General features: G+C 70.8%; 19 protein-coding genes. 5 read left to right on the forward strand and 14 right to left on the reverse strand.

Going from position 1 to position 22,315, the window contains the following annotated elements; genetic code table 11:
- Positions 1 to 69 precede the first annotated feature (69 nt).
- From VE614_RS26540 to VE614_RS26550, 3 genes are all read left to right on the forward strand, one after another.
- Positions 70 to 1,716, forward strand: coding sequence for a glycoside hydrolase family 27 protein (locus VE614_RS26540; RefSeq protein WP_324942268.1), 1,647 nt, complete (start codon positions 70 to 72; stop codon positions 1,714 to 1,716).
- A 106-nt stretch (positions 1,717 to 1,822) separates the two neighbouring features.
- Positions 1,823 to 2,005, forward strand: a complete 183-nt coding sequence (locus tag VE614_RS26545) for a hypothetical protein (RefSeq protein WP_324942271.1) — start codon at positions 1,823 to 1,825, stop codon at positions 2,003 to 2,005.
- A 40-nt stretch (positions 2,006 to 2,045) separates the two neighbouring features.
- Entirely contained in the window at positions 2,046 to 3,557 is a 1,512-nt protein-coding gene (locus VE614_RS26550) for a glycoside hydrolase family 43 protein (RefSeq protein ID WP_324942274.1), read from the forward strand.
- A 135-nt stretch (positions 3,558 to 3,692) separates the two neighbouring features.
- On the opposite strand, the gene VE614_RS26555 is transcribed toward VE614_RS26550, so the two are convergent.
- Positions 3,693 to 4,091, reverse strand: coding sequence for a cellulose binding domain-containing protein (locus VE614_RS26555; RefSeq protein ID WP_324942277.1), 399 nt, complete (start codon positions 4,089 to 4,091; stop codon positions 3,693 to 3,695).
- Positions 4,092 to 4,403: 312 nt separating this feature from the next.
- Here VE614_RS26555 and VE614_RS26560 point away from each other — a divergent pair, with 312 nt between their 5' ends.
- Positions 4,404 to 7,058 (forward strand): RICIN domain-containing protein, encoded by a 2,655-nt coding sequence (locus VE614_RS26560; protein WP_324942280.1) that lies wholly within the window; start codon positions 4,404 to 4,406, stop codon positions 7,056 to 7,058.
- 438 nt (positions 7,059 to 7,496) lie between these two features.
- On the forward strand, positions 7,497 to 9,944 hold the full coding sequence (locus VE614_RS26565; RefSeq protein WP_324942438.1) for a SpoIIE family protein phosphatase: 2,448 nt from the start codon (positions 7,497 to 7,499) through the stop codon (positions 9,942 to 9,944).
- A gap of 344 nt (positions 9,945 to 10,288) precedes the next feature.
- On the opposite strand, the gene VE614_RS26570 is transcribed toward VE614_RS26565, so the two are convergent.
- From VE614_RS26570 to VE614_RS26630, 13 genes are all read right to left on the reverse strand, one after another.
- On the reverse strand, positions 10,289 to 10,540 hold the full coding sequence (locus tag VE614_RS26570) for a hypothetical protein (RefSeq protein ID WP_324942283.1): 252 nt from the start codon (positions 10,538 to 10,540) through the stop codon (positions 10,289 to 10,291).
- Positions 10,537 to 11,763, reverse strand: a complete 1,227-nt coding sequence (locus VE614_RS26575) for a cytochrome P450 (RefSeq protein WP_324942286.1) — start codon at positions 11,761 to 11,763, stop codon at positions 10,537 to 10,539. The genes VE614_RS26570 and VE614_RS26575 overlap by 4 nt, the downstream gene beginning before the upstream one ends.
- A gap of 18 nt (positions 11,764 to 11,781) precedes the next feature.
- Complete coding sequence (locus VE614_RS26580; RefSeq protein ID WP_324942288.1) at positions 11,782 to 12,975, reverse strand: class I SAM-dependent methyltransferase; 1,194 nt, start codon at positions 12,973 to 12,975, stop codon at positions 11,782 to 11,784.
- On the reverse strand, positions 12,972 to 13,613 hold the full coding sequence (locus VE614_RS26585) for a dTDP-4-dehydrorhamnose 3,5-epimerase family protein (RefSeq protein ID WP_324942291.1): 642 nt from the start codon (positions 13,611 to 13,613) through the stop codon (positions 12,972 to 12,974). Before VE614_RS26585 ends, VE614_RS26580 begins: the two co-directional genes overlap by 4 nt.
- Complete coding sequence (gene rfbD / locus VE614_RS26590) at positions 13,573 to 14,475, reverse strand: dTDP-4-dehydrorhamnose reductase (RefSeq protein WP_324942293.1); 903 nt, start codon at positions 14,473 to 14,475, stop codon at positions 13,573 to 13,575. Before rfbD ends, VE614_RS26585 begins: the two co-directional genes overlap by 41 nt.
- The gene (gene rfbB / locus VE614_RS26595; protein ID WP_324942296.1) at positions 14,472 to 15,449 is read right to left on the reverse strand and encodes a dTDP-glucose 4,6-dehydratase; all 978 of its coding nucleotides are present in this window, start codon (positions 15,447 to 15,449) and stop codon (positions 14,472 to 14,474) included. Before rfbB ends, rfbD begins: the two co-directional genes overlap by 4 nt.
- On the reverse strand, positions 15,446 to 16,516 hold the full coding sequence (locus tag VE614_RS26600; protein ID WP_324942299.1) for a glucose-1-phosphate thymidylyltransferase: 1,071 nt from the start codon (positions 16,514 to 16,516) through the stop codon (positions 15,446 to 15,448). The genes rfbB and VE614_RS26600 overlap by 4 nt, the downstream gene beginning before the upstream one ends.
- Positions 16,513 to 17,841: a hypothetical protein gene (locus tag VE614_RS26605; RefSeq protein WP_324942303.1), complete on the reverse strand. Its 1,329-nt coding sequence runs from the start codon at positions 17,839 to 17,841 to the stop codon at positions 16,513 to 16,515. The genes VE614_RS26600 and VE614_RS26605 overlap by 4 nt, the downstream gene beginning before the upstream one ends.
- 125 nt (positions 17,842 to 17,966) lie before the next feature.
- Entirely contained in the window at positions 17,967 to 18,968 is a 1,002-nt protein-coding gene (locus VE614_RS26610) for an LLM class flavin-dependent oxidoreductase (RefSeq protein WP_324942306.1), read from the reverse strand.
- Complete coding sequence (locus VE614_RS26615; RefSeq protein ID WP_324942309.1) at positions 18,961 to 19,824, reverse strand: phytanoyl-CoA dioxygenase family protein; 864 nt, start codon at positions 19,822 to 19,824, stop codon at positions 18,961 to 18,963. Before VE614_RS26615 ends, VE614_RS26610 begins: the two co-directional genes overlap by 8 nt.
- A gap of 5 nt (positions 19,825 to 19,829) precedes the next feature.
- Positions 19,830 to 20,957, reverse strand: coding sequence for a glycosyltransferase (locus VE614_RS26620; RefSeq protein WP_324942312.1), 1,128 nt, complete (start codon positions 20,955 to 20,957; stop codon positions 19,830 to 19,832).
- Positions 20,954 to 21,487 (reverse strand): DUF6624 domain-containing protein, encoded by a 534-nt coding sequence (locus VE614_RS26625; protein ID WP_324942315.1) that lies wholly within the window; start codon positions 21,485 to 21,487, stop codon positions 20,954 to 20,956. The genes VE614_RS26620 and VE614_RS26625 overlap by 4 nt, the downstream gene beginning before the upstream one ends.
- Entirely contained in the window at positions 21,484 to 22,314 is an 831-nt protein-coding gene (locus VE614_RS26630) for a class I SAM-dependent methyltransferase (protein ID WP_324942318.1), read from the reverse strand. The genes VE614_RS26625 and VE614_RS26630 overlap by 4 nt, the downstream gene beginning before the upstream one ends.
- Position 22,315: the final 1 nt, after the last annotated feature.

Here is a 22,315-nt window from a genome sequence, read left to right on the forward strand (position 1 = left end):
ACAGGCTCGTGAACTCGCCCCTTGGGGAAGCAAAGCAGCTTCCGCTCCGCCTCCCAGGAAGGACCTCCCATGGTTCCCATACACAGACGACTGCTGCGTCTCCTCACAGCCACCGCACTGACGCTCACCGCCACCGTCACCGCCTCCGTCGGCACGAACGCCGGGGCCGCACCGGGCAGCCCCGCGCTCACCCCTCCGCTGGGCTGGAACAGCTGGAACAGCTTCGGGTGCGGGATCACCGAGGCGCAGGTCCGCGAGGCCGCCGACGCGATGGTGTCCTCGGGTATGCGGGACGCCGGATACCGGTACGTGGTGGTCGACGACTGCTGGTTCGACCCCCAGCGTGACGCGGCCGGCAACCTGCGGGCCAACCCCACCAAGTTCCCCAGCGGCATGAAGGCGCTCGGCGACTACATCCACAGCAAGGGCCTGAAGTTCGGCATCTACCAGGCCCCGAACGAGAAGACGTGCGCCCAGGGCGTGGGCACCTACCCCGGCTCCACGGGCAGCAAGGGCCACGAGAGGCAGGACGCCACCACGTTCGCCTCCTGGGGCGTGGACTACCTCAAGTACGACTGGTGCTCCGGCAGCGGCACCCTCAGCGAGCAGATCGCACAGTTCACCCTCATGCGTGACGCCCTGCGCGCCACCGGCCGTCCGATCGTCTACAGCATCAACCCCAACAGCTTCCACTCCCCCACCGGCGACAAATACAACTGGGGCGAGGTCGCCGACCTGTGGCGGACGACCGAGGACCTGCTCGACATCTGGCAGAACAACAACACCAACAGCTACCCGATGGGCGTCGGCAACGTCCTGGACGTCACCGCGCCCCTGGCCGCGCAGTCGGGTCCCGGACACTGGAACGACCCCGACATGCTGGTCGTCGGCCGCCCCGGCCTGTCCCTGACCGAGTCCCGCTCCCACTTCGCCCTGTGGGCACTCATGAGTGCGCCGCTCATGGCCGGCAACGACATCCGCACCATGTCCGCCGACGTGAGCGCCATCCTGCGCAACCCGCGCCTGCTCGCGGTCAACCAGGACTCGCTGGGCGCGGGCGGACGCCGGGTCCGCGACGACGGCGACACCGAGGTGTTCGCCAAGCCCCTGTCCGACGGCTCCGTCGCGGTCGGCCTGTTCAACCGAGGCAGCAACACCGCGACCGTCACCACCACGGCCGCACAAGTAGGCCGTTCCGGGGGCTCGTTCACCCTCACCGACCTGTGGACCGGCGGCACGTCGACTACCTCCGGGCAGATTTCGGCCAGCGTCCCCGCGCACGGTGTCGCCGTGTTCAAGGTGACCGGCGGCAGCGCCCTGGCCTCCACCACCGCACGCCTGCGCGGTACCGGATCCGGCCGCTGCCTGGACGTGGACGGTGCCGCCACGGCGGCCGGGACCAAGACGCTGATCTGGGACTGCCACAAGGCCGCCAACCAGCTGTGGACCACCTGGGCCGGCGGCGAGATCCGCGTCTACGGCGACAAGTGCCTGGACGCCTCCAACCAGGGCACCACCAATGGCACGCCGGTCATCATCTGGCCCTGCAACGGCCAGAACAACCAGAAGTGGACCGTCGGTTCCGACGGGTCGATCCGCAACGTCCGTGCCGGGCTGTGCCTCGACGCCAACGGGGCCGGAACCGCCAACGGGACCCCGGTCGTCCTGTGGACCTGCAACGGCCAGAACAACCAGAAGTGGACCACGCTCCCGTAACCGGCAGACGTCCGGGCGGAAGAGGGCAGTCCCACGACAGCGGATCAAGCTGCGGGGACTGCCCCTCCTGCACCGGGACCGGGACTTCGAGCGCGAACGGCAGACCGTGGAGGAAGCGGGCATCTCCACGGTCTGCACCGCGGCCTCCAGCAGCCTGCCGCTGCACCCCGCCGCACATCAGGCCGTTGCCGCCTGGAACCCGGACACGGCCGGCCTCACCCTGACCCTGCCCACCGCGCCGTCCGCGGCGCTGCTCCGCATCACCCGCACGGAGTCGGACGCTCCCTGAGCGCCGCCCTGCCGCCCACCCGACGAAAGGAGAACCGAGAGTGCCCGCTCAGAACCGGCCCGCCCCCGCCGCCAACCCCGTGCTCCCCGGGTTCCACCCCGACCCGAGCATCTGCCGGGTCGGCGACGACTACTACCTCGCCTGCTCCAGCTTCGAGTACTTCCCCGGCGTACCCCTCTTCCACAGCCGTGACCTGGTGCGCTGGCGGCAGATCGGCAACGTACTGGACCGGCCGGAGCAGTTGCGTCTGCCGGCCGGCATGCCGTCATCCGGTGGGATCTACGCCCCTACGCTGCGCCATCACGACGGCCGTTTCTGGCTGATCGTCACCAACTGCAGCGAGGGCGGCGGCAACCTGATCGTCACGGCGACCGACCCGGCCGGACCGTGGTCGGATCCGATCCCCGCGCCGGGCGTGCCCGGTATCGATCCCGACCTGGCCTGGGACGAGGACGGTATCTGCTGGTGCACCGTCGCCGGGGTCGCGCAGGTCCGTATCGACCCGTCCACCGGACAGACGTACGGCGCACCGCACAAGCTCTGGTCCGGCGGCCCCGGCGCGAAGGCCCCGGAGGCTCCGCACCTGTACCGGATCGGCGCCTACTGGTACCTGCTAATCGCCGAGGGCGGCACCGAACGCGGCCACGGCGTGTCGATCGCCCGCGGCCGTACGCCCAACGGACCGTTCGAGCCGTGCCCGGCCAACCCGATCCTCACCCACCGCGGCACCGACCACCCCGTGCAGAACACCGGCCACGCCGACCTGGTACAGGGCCCCGACGGCTCGTGGTGGATGGTCTTCCTCGGCGTACGGCCGCGCGGCGGCACGCCCGGCTGGCACGTGCTCGGCCGGGAGACCTTTCTGACACCCGTGACCTGGGAGGACGACTGGCCCGTCGTCGGCGAGGTCACCACGGACCTCTCCACGCTCCCGTGGCCGCTCTCCCCCGCCCCCGTCGAGGAAGGGCGCGAGGACTTCGAGCTCAGCGCACTCGGGCCGACCTGGATCTCCGTGCGGGACCGCCCCACCGAGCTCTGCACCACCAAGGAGCGCCCCGGATGGCTGACGCTCCGCGCGCGGGGCGGCTCCCTGGACGAGCCTGACGCGGTGTTCACCGGCCGCCGCCAGCAGCACCTCACCTGCCGGGCACGCACCCTGGTCGACCCGGAGCAGGGACGCGGCGGCCTCGCCGTCCGGCTGGACGAGCGACACCACTACGCGATCGAGGCATCCGGGACGGACGTACGGGTGATCGTGCGCGTCGGCTCCCTGCGCGCGGTCGTGGCCGAACGCTCCGTACCCGCCGGGCCACTGGTCCTCGCCGTCACCATCACGGACCCACCGCCTCCGCACGGACCGTGCACCGGACCCGACACGGTCTCCCTCGGCGTCGAACAATCCGACGGCACGTTCACTGAGCTCGCGACCCTCGACGGCCGCTACCTGTCGACCGAGGTCGCCGGCGGCTTCACCGGCCGGGTCATCGGCATGTACGCCGCCGAAGGCACCGTCCACTTCGACTGGTTCGACTACGAGCCCCTGGACCGCTGAACCGGCCACCCCCTGGATGAGCCGCAGCGCGTCACCACCACCGGTTTCCGGCACCACCCGCCTCAAGACGTGATGTGACCGGCGCCGGACGCCTGCGTGCCGTCCGGCTTTGATGTCTCCGACCGAACCACCTGGTCACTTCGATGCGCTCCCCGTGACAGCACAGGCAATGCCGTTGAGGGTGCAGGAGCTCGGCGGGGCGCAATCGCCGGTGTGGGCCGCCTGGAAGCCGCTGGCGACCGACGCGCCCGGAGCGATGGTGGCGTTGTGGGAAGTGTTCCTGGCCGTCACCCGGCCGGAGGCGGGAGAGCAGTCCGCGTTCCAGCCGGAGGTGACGGTCTGGCCGTCGGGCGGGGTGAAGACAAGGGACCAGCCGTCGATCGCGGCGCATCCGGGGGGCGCGGCAGCAGTGCCGGAGGCCGTGAGCGGGGTGTTCCTGGCCGCGGCCCAGTGCGGTGCCGGCCACGCCACGAGAGGCGTTCGAAGTTTGTCTGCGGCTACTGATCCGGGGCCGCTCGGGCGCGGTTCCGGCACCGGATCAGCGGACGGGCCCGCCGATCCCGTCGTAGCGGGACCACCTCTCCATGTCGCGGTCGAGCGCCGACATGGAGAGGTGGAGGACCAGAACCTGTTGTCTCATGCGTGCTCCTCAGGGCCACTCCCGGCTCAGGGACGCCCCCTCAGCGCCTCCGCCTGCCTACCGCGCCACGAGGTGACCTGAAAGAGTTCCCGGCTCGCGGCAACCCGGCGCGGAGTCTGTGACAACAAGGAAGCGGATCCGGCCAGTTCCGGTGGCCGGGATCCGGCTTTCCACTGTTGAACAGTATGCAAGGAGAACGCCTCCCCATGACCAACCCCACGACCGGCGGGCGCCGCGGGCGTCACCGCCGCCGCTGGACCGCCACCGGTCTGCTGCTCGGCGTGCCCGCCGTACTCGTGCCGTACCTCCTGTACGCGCAGGAGGACTCACAGGCCGCGACGGTCGACGGCGATGCCTACTACCGGCTGGTTTCCGTGCGCAGCGGCAAGGTGCTGGACGTCAACGGCTTCTCCACCGCCGACGGCACCCGTATCCAGCAGTGGACCGACCAGAACAGTGCCAACCAGCAGTGGCGGCTGAAGCCCGCCGGGGACGGCTACTACGAGCTCGTCAACCGCAACAGCGGCAAAGTGCTGGGCATCGTGGGCAACTCGACCGCCCAGGGGGCCGCCGCGGAGCAGCAGACCGACAGTTCCGCCACCTCGCAGGAGTGGCGGATCGACGAGGTGAGCGGTTCCGACGCCGTCACCTTGACCTCCCGCAGGAGCGGCCAGGTCCTGGATATCTCCGGTGGCTCCACGGCCCAGGGCGCGGCGGTCATTCAGTATCCGAGCCGGGGCAGCACCGACCAGCAGTGGAAGCTGGTGAAGACGCCCGAGACCCGGGTGTCCGGGACCGGCGGGGCGCAGACCACGGCTGCCGCCGGACCGTATGTGTGGAAGAACGCCCAGGTGGTGGGCGGCGGTTATGTCACCGGGCTGGTGTTCAACCCGCGCGAGAAGGGCCTGCTGTACGCACGCACCGACATGGGCGGCGCCTACCGCTGGGACACCGGGGCCGAGCAGTGGATCCCGCTGACCGACTGGCTCGGCGAGCAGGACTGGAACCTGCTGGGCATCGATGCAATCGCGACCGACCCCGTCGACCCCAGGCGGCTCTACCTCGCGGCGGGCACCTACACCAACCAGTGGGCGGGCAACGGCGCGATCCTGCGCTCCACCGACCGGGGCCGCACCTTCCAGCGCACCGATCTGCCCTTCAAACTGGGCGGCAACGAGGACGGCCGCGGGGCGGGCGAGCGGCTCGTGATCGACCCCGCGAACCACGGCACCCTGCTCCTCGGCACCCGCAAGAACGGCCTGTGGCGCAGCACCGACTACGGCAAGACCTGGCGCCAGGTCTCCTCGTTCCCCGTCAAGGACGGGGCGAGCAGCGGCGCCGGCATCTCCTTCGTGACGTACGGCCCGGCCGGCAGCAAGACGATCTACGTCGGCGTCGCCGACCGGTCCACCTCCCTGTACCGCTCCAGCGACGGCGGCGGCACGTGGCAGGCCGTCTCCGGGCAGCCCACCGGCCAGCTGCCGCAGCACGGCGTGCTCTCCGGTGACGGCTCCCTGTACCTGACGTACACCAACAACCTCGGACCCAACGGCGTGACGGCGGGCTCGGTGTGGAAGTACACGCCGGACCGCGGGGCGTGGAAGAACATCTCCCCGTCCCAGGGCAGCTACGGGTTCTCCGGTCTGGCCGTCGACCCGCGCAAGCCCTCCACGGTGATGGTCACCACCCTCGGCCGCTGGTGGCCCGAGGACGAGATCTACCGCAGCACCGACGGCGGCACGACCTGGAAGGCACTGGCCGACAAATCGGTGCGCAACGCCTCCGCCGCTCCTTACCTCGGCACCCACACCGGGCACTGGATGACCGCCCTGGCCATCGATCCCTTCAACTCCGGGCATGTGCTGTACGGCACCGGCAACGGCATCTGGCGCAGCAAGGACGCCAATGCCTCCGACAGCGGCGGCACCAGCCACTGGACCGTGGGAGCCCGCGGACTGGAGGAGACCGCGCTGATGGACGCGATCGCCCCGCCCGGCGGCGCCACCGTCATCACCGCCATGGGCGACCAGGGCGGTTTCCTCCACGGTTCCCTGGCCAGGGTGCCCGCCGGGCGGCTGAAGAACCCGATGATGACCAACAGCACCGACATCGACTTCGCCCAGTCCAAACCCTCGATGATGGTCCGCGTCGGCCGGGGCGGGGCGCAGGACGGCGCCTACTCCACCGACGGCGGCCGCAGCTGGAACGGCTTCAAGGCAGAGCCGGTGGCCAGTGCCCAGGACGGCCATGTCGCGCTCGCGGCGGACGGCTCCGCCATCGTCTGGACCCAAGCCGGTCAGGCCCCGTACCGCTCGACCGACAAGGGGGCGAGCTGGTCGAAGGTCAGCGGTCTGGGCACCGGCGCCGTGGTCGTCGCCGACCGCTCCTCGGCCAGAACCTTCTACTCGCTGTCCGGCGGCACGCTCTACGCCAGCACCGACGGTGGCGCGACGTTCACCGCCCGCGCCGACAACCTGCCCGCCGACGGCCGGCTCAAGGCCGTCCCCGGCATCGCCGGGGACCTGTGGATCGCAGGCGGTGGCAAGGGGCTGCTGCACTCCACCGACGGCGGCCGCACCTTCACCACGCTCAAGACGGTGCGGTCCGCCTCCGCCCTCGGCTTCGGCAAAGCCAAGCCGGGCACCAGCTACCAGGCCCTGTACCTGATCGGCACCGTCAAGGACGTCACCGGAGTCTTCCGCTCCACCGACAAGGGCGCCACCTGGCTCCGCGTCAACGACAAGGCACACCAGTGGGGCGCCATCGGCGGCGTCGGCGTCATCACCGGCGACCCCGACACCTACGGCCGCGTCTACGTCGGCACCAACGGGCGCGGCCTCCAGTACGGCGACCCGTCCTGACCCCGACGCCCGAGCGGGGCCGCGGGCACCCCGGCCTGCGGCCCCGCCATGGCTGAGGGACCTCGCCCGATACGTCCTGACACGAGTTCCTGCACCAGTTCACGCCCGCCGGCGAGCGCCTGAGCAGCGCGGCCTTCCGCACCGGCCGGCAGGGCCTGCCTTCTGCGCCCCGGTGATGTTCTTCGCGATCCTGCAGGAGGCGGCCGGGCAGGCTGGACCTCGTCGAGCGGCACGCCACCCGCTCGCGGACGAGTCGCCCCCGTCCTTCGAGACGCGCCGACCCCGGCCCCCGGCCCCGGTCGCTCCGGCACGTAGCACCCGGCACCCCGAATCACCGGCCGGAGCGCCGTGGAGCGGAACCCGATCTAGGCTGGAAGCAGCCGCTGGAAACCAGCCCTGACGGGCACGGCTGTCCGGACGGAGGCGTGGCGCGTGGAGATGGCCGGCAAGCAGGACGCGCCCACTGCCGCTGTGGTGGTGGGCCCGGACGGCATGGTGACGGGCTGGAGCGAGGGGTGCCGCCTGCTGCTGGGCTGGACGGCGCAGGACACCGTCGGCCGCCCTGTGACCGACCTGCTGGTCGATCCCCCGCCACCCGGCTTCCCCGAGGGCTACGGGACCGGCCCCGACCCCACGGGATTCGTCCCCCTGCGCCACCGGGACGGCTCCACGGTGGACGCCGTGGTGACGGCTCACCCGCTGTTCGGCCCCGACGGGCGGGCGCTGGGTCACGTGGTGACCGCCCAGCGCTGGGGACGCCGCCCGGTGATCGCCGACCGGGCCTTCGAGCAGTGCCCCTTCGCTCTGGGCGCCTACGACCCTGAGCTGCGGTTCCTGTGGATCAACGCCTCCTCGGGCCGGGTGATCGCGCACTCCGAGGAGCAAGTGCTCGGCAAGAAGTACCGCGAGGTGCTTCCCGAATTCGACCGCACACTGTTTCCCGAAAGGGACGACAAGCCCTACACCGACAAGCTCGCCGAAGTGGCGAGGACGGGCGAGCCCGCGCGTCTCATCACCGTCTTCCGCCCGCGCGGCAGCAACTACGCCAACGCCTGGGCCACCAGCATATGGCCCGTCCGGGACGGCGAGGGCAGGGTCCTGGCGGTCGCCAACTGGGGATTCGACATGAGCGCCGAGTACTGGGCTCGGCAGCGCCTGCTCATTCTCAACGAGGCCAGCGGCGGCATCGGCCGGACACTCGACGTGATCGGCACCGCCCAGGAACTGGCCACGACCCCCGTGCCGGGATTCGTCGACCTCGTCAGCGTGGATCTCTTCGACGAGGTGCTGCGCGGAGAGGAACCGCCCTCAGTGTCCGCGTGCACCCCCGGCAAGACGCTCGGGCTCAGCCGTGCCGCCCAGCACAGCGCGAAGGAGGACGCCGACCGGGCTCCGGGGCCCACGACACCGGTCACGCATGCTCCCGGTTCCGTCGCCGCCCGCTGCATGGCCACCGGCAGGTCCACGGTTGAGCTCGCCGCTGAGCCCGGCGAGGGCGGCGAGTGGGCCTTCGGGCCCGGGCTCGCCGCCGACCCGGCCCACTGGCCACCTGGCAACCCGGTGATCGACGAGTCCATCGCCGAGGACGGGCTGACCGGCCGGATCACCGTGCCGCTCCTGGCGCGCGGCGCGCTGCTCGGCGTCGTCGCGTTCTCCCGCCTCGACCGGCCCGAGGCCTTCACCGCCGACGACCTGATCCTCGCCGAAGAGCTGACCGCCAAGGCGGCAGTCGCCATCGACAACGCCCGCCGGTACTCGCGCGAGCGCACGACCGCGCTGACCCTGCAACGCAGCCTGCTGCCGCAGCGCCTGCCGAGCCAGGAGGCGGTCGAGGTGGCCTCCCGCTACCTGCCCGGCGGGACCGGCGCGGAAGTGGGTGGTGACTGGTTCGACGTCATTCCGCTGTCCGGCGCCCGGGTCGCCCTGGTCGTGGGTGATGTCGTCGGTCACGGCCTGCACGCCTCGGCCAGCATGGGCCGGCTGCGTACGGCGGTCCGTACCCTCGCCGACGTGGACCTGCCGCCGGAAGAGCTGCTGACCCACCTGGACGATTTGGTCCTCCACCTGGCCAGCGACCTGCAGCCCGCCAGCCCCTTCCAGCCGACCGGCGAGACCGGGGCCACCTGCCTGTACGCCGTCTACGACCCGGTCTCCCGCCGCCTCTCGCTGGCGAGCGCCGGCCATCCGCTGCCGCTGGTCATCTCCCCGGAGGGCACCAGAACCCCTGTACCCGTCCATCCGGGACCGCCGCTCGGCATCGGTGGGCTGCCCTTCGAGGCCACCGAGCTCGAACTGCCGGAGGGCAGCCTGCTCGCCCTCTACACCGACGGACTGGTGGAAAGCCGCGAGCGCGACGTCGACCAGCGGATCGCCGAACTGCAGCGAGCCCTGCACCACCCGGCCACCTCGCTGGAGGCCCTGTGCGGCACGGTGATCGACGCCATGCTCCCTGATCGCCGTACCGACGACGCCGCCCTGCTGCTCGCTCGCACTCACGCGCTGGATCCCCACCACGTCGCCGACTGGGACGTCGAGCCCGACACCGCGCAGGTGCCGCACGCCAGGAAGTTCGCCATCGACCAGGTGGAGGCCTGGGGCCTGGAGGAGGCGTCGTTCGTCACCGAGCTGGTCGTCAGTGAGCTGGTCACCAATGCCATCAGATACGGCGAGCCGCCGATCAAGCTGCGGCTGATTCGCGACACCTCCCTGATCTGCGAGGTCTCCGACACCAGCAGCACCGCTCCGCACCTGCGCCGGGCGCGCGCCTTCGACGAGGGCGGCCGGGGCCTGTTGCTCGTCGCCCAGCTCACCCAGGGGTGGGGCACCCGGCACACCACGAACGGCAAGACGATCTGGTGCGCGCAGACCCTCCCCAGGGGGAGGTGAGCCGGTCGGCGATGAGTCGGTCGTCATGGGCCGAGTAGCCGTTGATCTGGTAGCCGGCATTCGGTTGCCGGGCGGTGAGGGCGCCGTAGCTCACGTCGGCGTTCGTGGTCCGCCTGGCGGAAAGGTCTACGTCGTGCAGCCACGGAAACATGTCGGCGCGACCCGCCCAGAGCCCGGGAAATGAGAGAAGTAGCAGGTCAGAGGCCCTTTACTGCAGGCTCCAAAATCGCCACGCACTCCACGTGATGCGTCATCGGAAACATGTTGCCCTGGACGTAGGCGGTAGAGCAGCAGGCCAGAGAGGCTTTCGGGTCCCGAATGAGGGCCGGCAGGCGCCCGGAGCGTCACATGAGCGTCACGGCCGTACGTCGGTTCGGCACGAGCTCCTCGCTCTGCTCCAGCGCCCGTTCGACCTGAGTGGCGTTCATCCAGCCGGCCGGCTTGGCCGCGGGCACTGTGATCCCGGCGACTCCGTCGCCCCAGTGGGCGGCGGGCGAGCCGCGGAAGGGCTCGGTGAGGGCGGGGCGCAGAGCCGGCTCTGCGCCGGGGCCGTGGTCGGACGTTCCGTCTCGGCGGCCGCGGGTCAACGCCGTCACCGGCCTTCGAAGATCAAGGGAAGGGCCAGCGGTCCTCTGATCATCGCGCCGCGCTGCCATTCGATGGAGTCCGCCGGTACGGCGGGCGAGAAGTCCGGGAAGCGGGCCAGTACGGCGCGCAGCGCCGCGACCGTCTCCATCTTCGCCAGCTGCGCGCCCAGGCAGAAGTGGATTCCCCGCCCGAAGGAGAGGTGCCGGGCCGCTTCCGCCCTGCGGACGTCCAGGCGCCCCGGGTCGGGGAAGGTGTCCGGGTCCATGTTCGCCGCCGCCACCCCCACCATCACGCCCTCGCCCTCGCGGATGTCCGTACCGGCGAGCTCCAGGTCGTGGGCGGCGTACCGCCAGGGTGCGAGCTTGACCGGGGAGGTGTAACGCAGCAGCTCCTCCGCGGCGTTGGGGAGCAGCTCGGGGTGGTCGGCCAGGTCCCGGCGCAGCTCCGGGTTCAGGGCCAGTTCGAGCAGCGACATGCTCAGCAGGTGGGCGGTCGACTCGTGCCCCGCGAGGATCAGCATGAAGAGCGTGCCGATGATCTCCTCCAGGCTCAGGCCGTCCTCCTCGTCCTGGGAGGCGACCATGGCGCTGGCCAGGTCGTCGCCGGGCTCGCGTCGTTTGAGGGCGACCAGGTCCTCCAGGTGTTCCATGGCCTCCTGCGCGCACTGGACGTACGCGTCGCCGTCGGCGGCGTGGCCGGCGTTGAGCACCCGGGCCCAGCGCTGCACCCGCAGTCGGCTCTCCTCGCTGTCCGGCACCCCGAGCAGGTCGCAGACGATGCGCAAGGGGTACGGGGAGCAGAACGCGCTCACGATGTCCACGGGCTCGCGCGAGGCCAGCGCGTCCACCATCGCGACCGCACGGCTCTCCACGTCCGCCAGCCTGCGGCCGATGCGGGCGGCACTGAAGGGACGCGCCACCAGCCTTCGTACCCGGGTGTGCTCGGGCGGGTCCATCTCCAGGATGTTGCGGAACAACACCGTCCGAAGCCGGTCGGGCAATCGGGAGAGGATGCCGCGGGAGCGCTTGCCGAACCGGAGCGGGTCCTTGATCAGCGAAGGGTTCGCCAGTGCCGCCACGGCGTCCTCGTACCGCGTCACGAGCCATGCCTGCGATCCGCTCGGCAGCGTGATCCGGTGGATGGAGCCGTCGGCGTGCAGTTGCCGGTAGGTGGGCTTGGGATCGCTCTCCCATTCCCGGGAGAACAGCGGGGAAACCTGTGCTGCCGTCACGTGCCTCATCCCTTCGATTCACCGGAGGCCTTCGACTCCGAGAAGTCCCGGAGCCTCGCGCAGCACAGAGGCGATCGGGCTTCCCTCCTCGTTCCGACCTTTGTCGATAAAAGCGAGATTGTGGTAGAAGTGAATTCCCTTGATCGACCGGTCGGTCGGCTTGGGAACCCGCGTCTCGCTCCTGAGAAATTCTTCGTGATTGAGCCCGTCCACCATTTTCTTGAGGAATCCCACGGTGAACTCGGGAGCGTTCAGATCGTCTTCCGATCCCTCGAAGAGCTGCGGCCAGTACGATCCGTGAAGATCCTCGACGACATAGATGCCGTCCTCGGCGAGACGGGGGAAGAGCGTCTTGAAAGTGGTGATGACATGCGGGCTCATATGACTGCCGTCGTCGATGACGATGTCGAAGGGGCCGTATTTTTCGGCCATCGAGCGGAGCGCTTCGGGGTCGGACTGGTCCGCCTGGATCGTGGTGATGCGGGGCCGGTCGAGCGCCCGCTTGTCGGCGATGTCCACGCCATACACGAGTCCGCGCGGAAAGAATTCCTTCCACATGCTCAGCGAGCCGCCGCCCGCTTCGGTGTCGCCGTATCCGCCGACGCCGATCTCGCATATTTTCAGGCGCCGGTCACGCAGGGGACCGAAATGGCGCTGGTAGTGCTGCGTGTACTGGTGCAGGAAACTCCATTTGTCCGTACCGTGCCGGACCGCGAGTTCCGTCAGACGGGCCGGCTGGTCGCGGTCGAGCACCTGCACGACACGCTGCACCACCGCATGGAAAAGACGGGGGACGGCCGGGCCGTTTACCAGTCGGGGAACCATCGTGCGCGGACTCGGCCAGCGGATTTCCCGGCCGGCCGAGGACACGCGCTCACGCGGCCCGTACAGGGCGAGCGCCGTCTCGCACACGTCCTGGACGATCACCGTCGGGGGAAGGTCGGCAGGGTGGGCGGCCCTGGCGATCTCCACGCCCTTGGGTCCCACGGAGACGAGTACGGACGTCTCCTGGCCACCGTGCGTCAGCGTGATGACGACGGAACCCTCCCCGGCGCCCTCCGCCGCGGCGAGCTCGTCGAGGTGCGCGCGGAACAGCACCTCGTTGATCAGGGTCGCGGCCACGGTACGCAGGCCGGCCGCTTCCACCGTCGCGGCCACGTCGGCCCGGCCGCGGTCCGCCGCTTCGATGAGGGCGTCTGTCATGTCGGTCATGCCGGCCTCCATATCCCGGTGGTGAGTGACCCGGTGGTGAGTGACCCGGTCGTGAGCGTCCCGGCACCCGGTGTCCCGGTCGGCAGCAGCCCCTGCGCCCGTGCCTCGGCGAGGGTGGGGGCGAAGCGGTCCTGATCGGACAGGACAGGCGTCAGGGGCCAGTCGATGCCCAGCCACGGATCGAGCGGATTGATGGCGCGCGCCCGCCCCGGCTCATACTCGGTGGAGGACAGGTAGACGACGACGGCGTTGTCGCTGAGCGCCATGAACGCGTGGCCGAGGTCCTCGGACAGATGGACGGTCGCCGGGCTCTCGCTGTCCAGCCGCACCGCGTGCCACTGCCCGTACGTGGGAGAGCCGGTCCGGATGTCGACGGCCACGTCGAGCACCGCCCCGTGCACACACGCGACGCTCTTGGCCTGGCCCGGGGCGGCGAAATGGATGCCCCGGATACTGCCGCGCCTGGAGACCGTGCAATTCGCCTGGGCGACGGAAGGGGCATGTCCGGTCAACTCCCGGAAACGCGAGGCGCGGAACCATTCGCGGAGGCTGCCCCTGTCGTCCGGGTGGACGGAAGACCTCTCGATCCGAAGGCCCTCAATTCCCGATGGATTCACGCGTTCTTCCTTTCTGCGCATGGGCCTCCTGAAGGAGGGGGAAAGCGGCGTGCAGGGCGCTGCGCCAGTGCCGCAGCGGAGGGATCCCCGCCTGGTCCCAGCGGCCGTGGCCCAGCGCGCTGTAGCCGGGGCGTGCGGCCGGGAGCCCGAATTCGCCGCTGGTGACGGGCAGCACCCGCGAGGGGTCCGCGCCCAGGAGCCGGAAGACCTCCTGGGCGAGACCGTGCCACGAGACCTCCCCGCTGCTGGTGCCGTGGTAGATGCCCGGCGGGGCGGTGCCGGCCTCGGCGGCGCCGGCGAGGCGGGTGAGGAGTCCGGCCAGGTCGTCGGCCCAGGTGGGCTGGCCCGTCTGGTCGTTGACGACCCGCACGCTCTCGCGCGTGCGCTCCAGGCCGATCATCGTGTCCACGAAGTTGCGGCCGCCGACGCCGTACAGCCAGGCCGCGCGCACCACGTACCCGGTGTCGGGGAGCGTGTCCAGCACCGCGCTCTCCGCGGCGGCCTTGGTGCGCCCGTACGTGTTGATCGGATCCGTCGGAGCGTCCTCGGGGTACGGGGTGCGGGAGAGGCCGGAGAAGACGTAGTCGCTGGACAACTGCAGAAGGATCGCCCCGTTCCGGCGGCACGCCCGAGCGAGGTTGCGCGTGCCCGTCGCATTGACGCGCCACGCCGGGTCGGGGTCCTTCTCCGCGGCGTCGGTGGCCGTCCAGGCCGCGCAGTTGATGACCACCCGGGGCCGGTGGTGCGCGATCGCCCCGTCCACCGCGTCCGCGTCCCTGATGTCCAGGTCCCGGCGGTCGAGTGCGACCACGTGCTCGTCCTCGCAGTGGCGGACGAGGTGCCGGCCCAGCATCCCGCCCGCCCCGGTCACCAGCCGGCTCATCGGGCGGCTGCTTCCGTGAGCGGCTTCCACCAGTGCGGGTGATCGCGGTACCAGCGCACCGTCTCCTCCAGCGCGGTGGTGAGGTCCCTGGCCGTCCGGTAGCCCAGCTCGGCCCGGATCTTGCCGTCGTCGACGGCGTACCGCTGGTCGTGTCCCCTGCGGTCCGGCACCTGGTCGACCATCTCCCAGCCGTAGCCGCAGCACTCCAGAAGCCGCCCGGTGAGTTCCTTGTTGGTCAGGGCGGTGCCACCCCCGATGTTGTAGATCTCGCCGGGAGCACCTTGGGTGCGCACCAGTTCGATGCCGCGGACGTGGTCCTCGACGTGCAGCCAGTCCCGCACGTGGCTGCCGTCCCCGAACAGCGGAACCGTGCGGCCGCTCAACAGGCGGGTGACGAAACGGGGAATGAGCTTCTCGGGGTACTGGTGGGTGCCGTAGTTGTTGCTGCAGCGGGTGACGCGTACATCCAGCCCGTAGGTGCGGTGGTACGCGAGCGCCATCAGGTCGGACGCGGCCTTGGACGCGGAGTACGGGGACGAGGGCCGCAGCGGGGCGGTCTCGCTCGCCGCGCCCGACGGGAGGGAGCCGTACACCTCGTCGGTGGAGATGTGCACGAAGCGTTCCACACCATGGCGCCGCGCCGCGTCGAGCAGTGTTTGGGTGCCGACGACGTTGGTCTCGGTGAAGTCCCTGCCGTCGGCGATCGACCGGTCCACGTGCGACTCGGCCGCGAAGTGGACGATCTGGTCGCTCTCGGCCACCAGCCGGTCCACGATGGCGACATCGCGTATGTCTCCGTGGACGAACCGGAACCCCCGGTGGGCTTCCGCCGGCTGGAGGTTGTCCCGGTTGCCCGCGTAGGTCAGCGCGTCCAGCACGGTGACGCACGCGGCCGGGTCCCGCAGCAACGTGCGCGTGTAGTGGGAGCCGATGAAGCCGGCGCCCCCGGTCACCAGGATCCTGGGCGGCGTCATGACGGTATCTGCACTCTGCTGTTGTCGCCCAGGACGAGCCGGTGCACCGCGGGCGTGCGCGGGGACCTCCCGACCTCCACGTCCCGGCCGATCAGTGACTCCTCGATCCGCCGCACGCCTGTCACCAGGCAGCCCCGGAGCACGATGGAGTAACTGATCTCGCTGTCCTCGACGCGGCAGTCCTCGGAGACGGAGGTGTACGGGCCGATGTAGGAGCCGATGACCTCGGTTCCCGGTCCGATGACGGCGGGGCCGACGACCCGGCTGGCGATGACCTTGGCCCCGGCCTCGATCCGGACGCGGCCGATGACCGTGCTGGCCTCGTCCACGTATCCCTCCTGGACGGCGTCGACGGTCTCCAGGACGGAACGGTTGGCCTCCAGCATGTCCGGCACGTTCCCGGTGTCCTTCCAGTAGCCGGAGATGACGGACGAGTGAACCCTCCTGCCGTGGTCGATGAGCCACTGGATGGCGTCGGTGATCTCCAGTTCTCCGCGCGCGGACGGCCGGATCGATTCCACGGCCTCGTGGATGAGCGGTGTGAACAGGTAGATCCCTGCCAGCGCCAGCTCGCTCTTCGGATGCCGTGGTTTCTCCTCCAGCCCGACGACGCGGCCGGTCTCGTCCAGTTCGGCCACGCCGAAGGCGGCCGGATCGGCCACCCGGCTCAGCAGGATCTGCGCATCGCGGTCTCCGCACGTACGGAAGTCGTCGACGACCTCGGTGATGCCGCCGAGCAGGAAATTGTCGCCCAGATACATCACGAAGTCGTCGTCGGCGAGGAAGTCCCTGGCCACGGCGACCGCGTGGGCCAGCCCCAGCGGACGGTCCTGGTGGATGTACGTGAAGTGCAGACCGAAGAGAGATCCGTCGCCGATGGCGGCGGTGATGGCGTCGGCCGTGTCCCCGACGATCACACCGACGTCGGTGATGCCGGCCGCGGCGATGGCTTCCAGCCCGTAGAACAGCACCGGTTTGCCGGCGACGGGGACGAGTTGTTTGGCGGACGTGTGCGTGATGGGACGCATGCGGGTGCCGGATCCGCCTGCGAGGACAAGGGCCTTCACTGTGCCTCCTCAACCTGATGGGCCTCGATGAGGGCGTGGGCGGCCGCGGGGTCCGCGAGGGGCACCACGATGGTGGTGACCGGCCGCAGGACGCCCATGCGGGCGGGCACCTCGACCGGTTCACCGAGATGGAGTTCGAGGGCGCCCGACGCCCGGCCCGGTACGCGGAATGCGTCCTCGGCCGGCCGGTGGTCGGGCTGCTCCGCCGCCCGGACCCGGCTGACGGCCGTGAGAGGGATCCGCGTGCTGTGGTGCAGGCCCCAGCGCAGGACGACGTCGTCCCGGCCCAGGGTGTGCGGTCGCACCCTGCCCGCCACGGCGAAGGCGGCAGCCGCGGCGGCCGCGTACAGCAGGGCGATGGTCCCGGCGATGGTGAGCGCGCTCACCCCTGCCAGGGTGAGCAGCGATACCCCGCCCGCCGCGAGCAGGACCGCCAGGGCACCGGACTGCCAGGCGAAGCCGACCCGGCCCAGGGGGGTGTCGCCGGGCCCGGCCTGGGTACGGAAGGTGACGGCCCGGGCGAGGATTCCCCATACGGAGACCTCGTGGCGCACCATCTCCGCGATCGGCGGCGGCATCAGGGAGTAGAACGCCTCGCCGAGGGCGGCCCGCCGCCCGAGGCCGGTCCGCCGGAGCCCGCGGTACTGGCTGATGAACGCAACGCCGAAGACCAGGCCCAGCACGGACAGGGTGCCTTCGGTGACCACGAGGATGCCGGCGGCGATGCGCCAGTCCAGCAGCCCGGTCGTCACCAGCACGATCTCGATCAGCAGCACGAGGAGTCCGGCCCACCGCAGGCGGCGCAGCCACGTCGGCACCTGGCCGGGGGCCTTGGCCGGCGGCCGGGCGGTCTCCTGCTCCTGTGCTTGCTCGTTGCCCTCCAGTGCGTTGCGGATCGAGGTCACGGCGGCGGCGGGGTCGGTCACGTGAATGCGGATCTCCCGCACCTCTCCGACGGTCTTGCCCGCTTCGAGCCGGGCGGGCTCGTGCAGTTTCAGCACCAGGTTGGTGGTGGACATGACCGGGACCGATAACACGCCCTCGTTGATCGCGGCCGTCCGCTGCTGGTCGGAGACGGTGCGCCGCACGACCACCTCCTCGATCAGGCTGAGCGGCACGCGCGCGTGGAAGGAGGCCCCGTAGGAAACCGTGAGCACCCCGCCCCCCACCCGGTGCGGGTAGGCCCTCAGCGCGACGGCGAAGCCGGTCATCAGGTAGGCGGCGGCGAGCCCGGCGGCCAGCGCCACCACGCGGGCCCACGGGGCGGACAGCATCAGGTCGACCAGGACGATTTCCACGGCGGACAGGAAGAGGATCACGCCCACGCCGACGGCGCTGTCATCTTGGCTGGGAATCGCCGTTCCAGCCTCACCCCTGCCCAGTGCCTTCCACGGCGCCCGTGCGGCCGCGCCGATGCTCGCCCCTCCCCCGGTGATCAATTTCGCGTCGCTCACGGTGTTTCCTCCATCCGAGGCTCCGCCGCCACCCGGCACGCCGCGGTGATCTCCAGCAGGTCCCGCAGAGCTTCCGCAGGGCCTTCTGCCACGAGCACACAGGGGTTGAGCACCACCTCGTCGATGCCAACGGCCCAGTACTTGCCGACATTTGAAGCGATTTCGTCAGCAGTACCCACAAGTACCACACCGTGATCGACGAGCTTCCGGGCGATGTCCTGATCGTTTCCGGTCAGCGACAGCCCCGCCGCGGCCAGTGCCCCCTGGTAATGAGGGCTGCTCAGATGGCTGCCGGTGGCCAGCCGGACGGCACGCGCCACGTCCCGGCCGGGCCGCCGTACGACGACGTGGACGACACTGACCACACGGGGGCCCGGTTCCCCTCCGCCGAGCACCGGCAGCAGGGTGTCCCGTACGTACGACAGCGGGGTCATCCAGGTGAGCGCCACGTCCGCGTGCTCCGCCGCCAGCCGGGCCATCCCGGACCGGAGCACGCCAAGACCCGTCTCCACCGCGGGGACGTCGGCCAGCGAGGGGTCGAGCCGGGTGGCGGCGGTGGCGTCCGCTTCCCGCTCCTCCCCGGGCGCACCCTTGAGCAGCCGAGAGACCGTGGTGAGGTACTCCCGCGCGGCCTTCAACGGGCTGTCGTAGGGCACGCCGTTCAACGCCCGCTGGAACGCCGGCGTACCGGTGCCGAAGACCGCGGTGAGCGGTTTGCCCGACAGCGCCGCCAGCGACCGGGCCGCGACCGCCGCCTGGTAGGGGTGGGCCAGCGGCATGAGGGACAGGCCCACGCCGAGGGCCGGGCTGATGCCCTGTCCGAGCAGGTAGGCGAGTGTCTGGTGGGTGTCCAGGGTGAGGGACTGGCCCATCCAGAGCCGATTCGCCTGCTGGGCGGCGAGCCGGGCGAAGGGTGCGAGCTGCCGGGGGGCGCGCGGCTGGAGCGGGTAGTAGACGCCCACCCGCCCCCCGCGCGGCCGGTCGGCCGGGTCAGCCATGGGTCAGGGCCCCCGACTTCTTGCGCTCCTCCTCCGCCGCCTGGAGACGGACCATGCGCATCCGGACGGCGTCGCTGCACAGGGCCAGGGCCTCGTCGCCCAGGTCGTCCTGCGGGGCCTGTTCGAGGACGAAGTGCCCGTGGGTGTCCTCCCCCTGGACCAGCAGCGCCGAGTCCTGGCCGCGGCTGGGGCGCACCGAGGGCGCCAGGTAGTCGATGGCGAAGGCCACCCGGGTCTCGTCGGTCCTGTTCAGACCGGATCCGTGCACCACCAGCATGTTGTGCAGCGAGCACTGTCCCGGCCTCAGCACCACGTCGTGCCGTTCGAACTCCGACTCGCCGAAGGCGGCTTCGTCGCCGCGCATCATGCCCTTGAGTCCGGACGTCCTGCGGTGCGTGCGTATGCCGTCGCGGTGCGTTCCCGCGGCGAAGCGCAGGGTGCCGTTCTCCACGGACGTGGGTGTCAGGGCGAGCCAGACCCGGAAGGCCGCCAGCCGGCCGTCGGAGTCCAGGTCGTAGGTGAGCGCGTCCTGGTGCCAGGCGAGGTCGGTCGCGCCGCCGGGTTCCTTGACGAAGATCTGGGTTGCCCACACCAGGATGTCGGGGCCGAGCATGCTCTCGGCGATCTCCAGCAGCGCCGGGTGCCGCACCAGGCGGTGCGCCCACCGCGCCAGCAGATGGACCTTCGGCCCGAAGGCGAGTGCGGCCCGCGCGCCACCCAGGCGCCGGCAATCGGCCAGGTGCTGGAGCACGGTGTCCCGCAGCTCGGCGGCCTCACTCTCCGTAAGGGCTTCCACGGGAAAGAAGAAGCCGTTCTTCTCGAACCCCTCGGTCTGTCGCTGTGTCAGCGTCGGCATTGCTTTCACCTTTCACCCATGGTGCGCAGCAGCTGTTCGGCGGCGCGGGCGGGGGCCGGCGCCGCGTCGTTCTCGTCCCGCAGGACGGCCGCCGACTTCGCGTACCGGGGGTCGCCGAGAACGTCCTCGACGGCCCGGACGAGCTCTCCGTCACCCGCCAGGGCCGCGGGCACGGGGACCAGTCGCCCCGCCCCCAGCTCTTCGAGCCGCCGTGCGTTGTCCGTCTGGTCCAGGACCGAGGGGCAGACCACCTGCGGGACTCCGTGCGCCAGCGCGGCCATCGTGGTGCCCGATCCGCCGTGGTGGACGATCAGGTCGCAGTGCTGCACGGCCAGTCCGATGGGCAGCCACCGCACCGCTTTCGCCCGCTGGGCGAGCTCCTGCGGCACGGTCCCCGGGCGGGCCGCCACCACCACCTCGACGTCCGGCCGTGCCGTCGCGTCGAGCGTCCGCTCCAGCAACTGGTGGGCCTCGGGCCCCTGCGACACGATGGTGCCCAGCGTGATCAGCACCCGCCGGGGCCGGTCCCTGTCCGTCAGCCAGGCCGGCACCGCCGAGGGCCCGTTGTACGGGACGTAGCGCGTACGTATCCCGGACGGCGCACCGGCGCTCTGGAACCCCGGCGGACACGGGTCGATCACCACGTCCGGCACCGATCCCATCCCCGGCCACGCCTCGTGCCACGCGCCGAAGACATGCCGTGCGGCGCTCGTCCGGGGTTCCGTCGGCAGGAATCCGCCGATCCAGTGCTCCGCGTGGGCCAGCCCGTGTTCGGCCGCGGCGCGCCGCCCGGTGAAGTCCATCGGGTCGGAGATCACCAGGTGCGGCCGCCACCCGTCGACGATCCTTTCGACGTCCCCCGCCATGGCGTTCGCGATGCGCGCGAGTCGCCGGTACGTGCCGGTCGTGTGGTCGTCGTCAATGTCGTCGCGCGCGTCGAGGGCCTGTTCCTCCGACACCGGAGCGGTGGCGACGGCGGCCAGCCCGGCCTGCAGCACCGTGTTCACGAAGAACGCCGGCACCACGACCCGTACGTCGTGCCCGGCACTGCGCAGGGCCCACAGCATCGGCACCATGGGGAAGAAGTGGCCGACGGCCGGGCTCGGGGTGGCCATGATCCGCAAGGGCTTCACGGGCGCTCCTCCAAGACGTCTTCCCCGCCGGCGACCTCGACGAGCCGCCGCTCGAAGACGTCCAGCGGCTCCAGTCCCACCCGCCGGCGGCGGTCGTCGAGCGTTTCCGGGTCCTCCACCGGCAGCCGCCGGTACTGCCCCCGCTCGTTACGGGTGTACTGGGTGCCGTAGCGCAGGGGCACTTTGGCGTGCAGGTGGATGCGGTCGGTCAGGTAGGCGACATGTGCGGGGTCCGCGTCACCGGCGTCGACGGCTTCGACGAGACAGCCGAGGGCGAAGCGCTGGAGCTTCCGGTCACGCGTGGCGTGCTGGACGATGACCATCGCGTCGGCGGATCCCTGCTCGCCGACGAGGGTGTGGCCCGGCCAGCCGTGGGCTTGCAGGACGTCCCACAGGAAGCGCTCGTTGTCGGCCGCGACCCGCATCCAGCGGTCGACGTCCTGTGCCGTCTTGCCCGGGACCTTGGCCAGCTCCTGGTCGCGCACGGCGCATTCCCGCAACCGTGCGGCGAGGGCGGGGTCGGCGGTCACCGGAGTGTCTCGGCGACGATGAATTCCCGCATGGTGGCGGGCGACGTGGTGTCGCGGGCTTCCGGGTCCCGGTGGGCCGCGGCCACGGTCAGACCGTGCCGGCCCAGTTCCGCCGTGACGCTCTCGGTGCTGTCGATCCAGAACCTGAATCCGGTCAGATGGCGCGTGGTACGCCCTTCGCCGTCCGTCAACTCGGCGCTCATGTTGGTGAACTGGGTCCGGTCGGCGGGCCGGCGCAACATCCCGACCAACACGAAGCCGGAGCGCTCACGCAGCCGGATCGGCACCGTGAACACCTTCTCGGACTCCTGCTCGTCCGGCTGGGCCGGGGCGTGGTCGAACAACAACCGCCCGCCCGGGACGAGATGACGTGTCACCGCGCGCAGCAGAGCCGTGCGCGCTTCGCCGTCGAACAGCGTCACGCTCAGCCCGCCGATCACCACCGCGTCGAAGACCCGGTCGAGGTCGAGGGTGGTCACATCCGCGTGTACGAAGGTCATCCGGTCGGTGACGCCGAACTCCGCGGCCCGCTTCTGGGCCGCGGCCAGCTGTATGGGCGAGATGTCCACGGCGGTGACCTCGTGTCCTGCGCGGGCGAGTTCGACCGCCGACCGGCCACCGCCGCAGCACAGGTCGAGCACCCTGCCCGGACCGGCGGGCACCGCCTGTTCGGCGAACCACGCGTTGTCCTGTTCGGCCTGGTTGACGATCTTCGTGTAGAACATGCCCAGAATTCCGTCGAAGGGGTCGACGAGCTTCGTGTTCGGCAGATCGAGTGCGCCGATTCCCGCGAACGGGCCGAAGAGGTCCTTGGAAATGTCCGCCATG

It is taken from the genome of Streptomyces sp., from assembly GCF_035645055.1.
Taxonomy (GTDB): Bacteria; Actinomycetota; Actinomycetes; order Streptomycetales; family Streptomycetaceae; genus Streptomyces.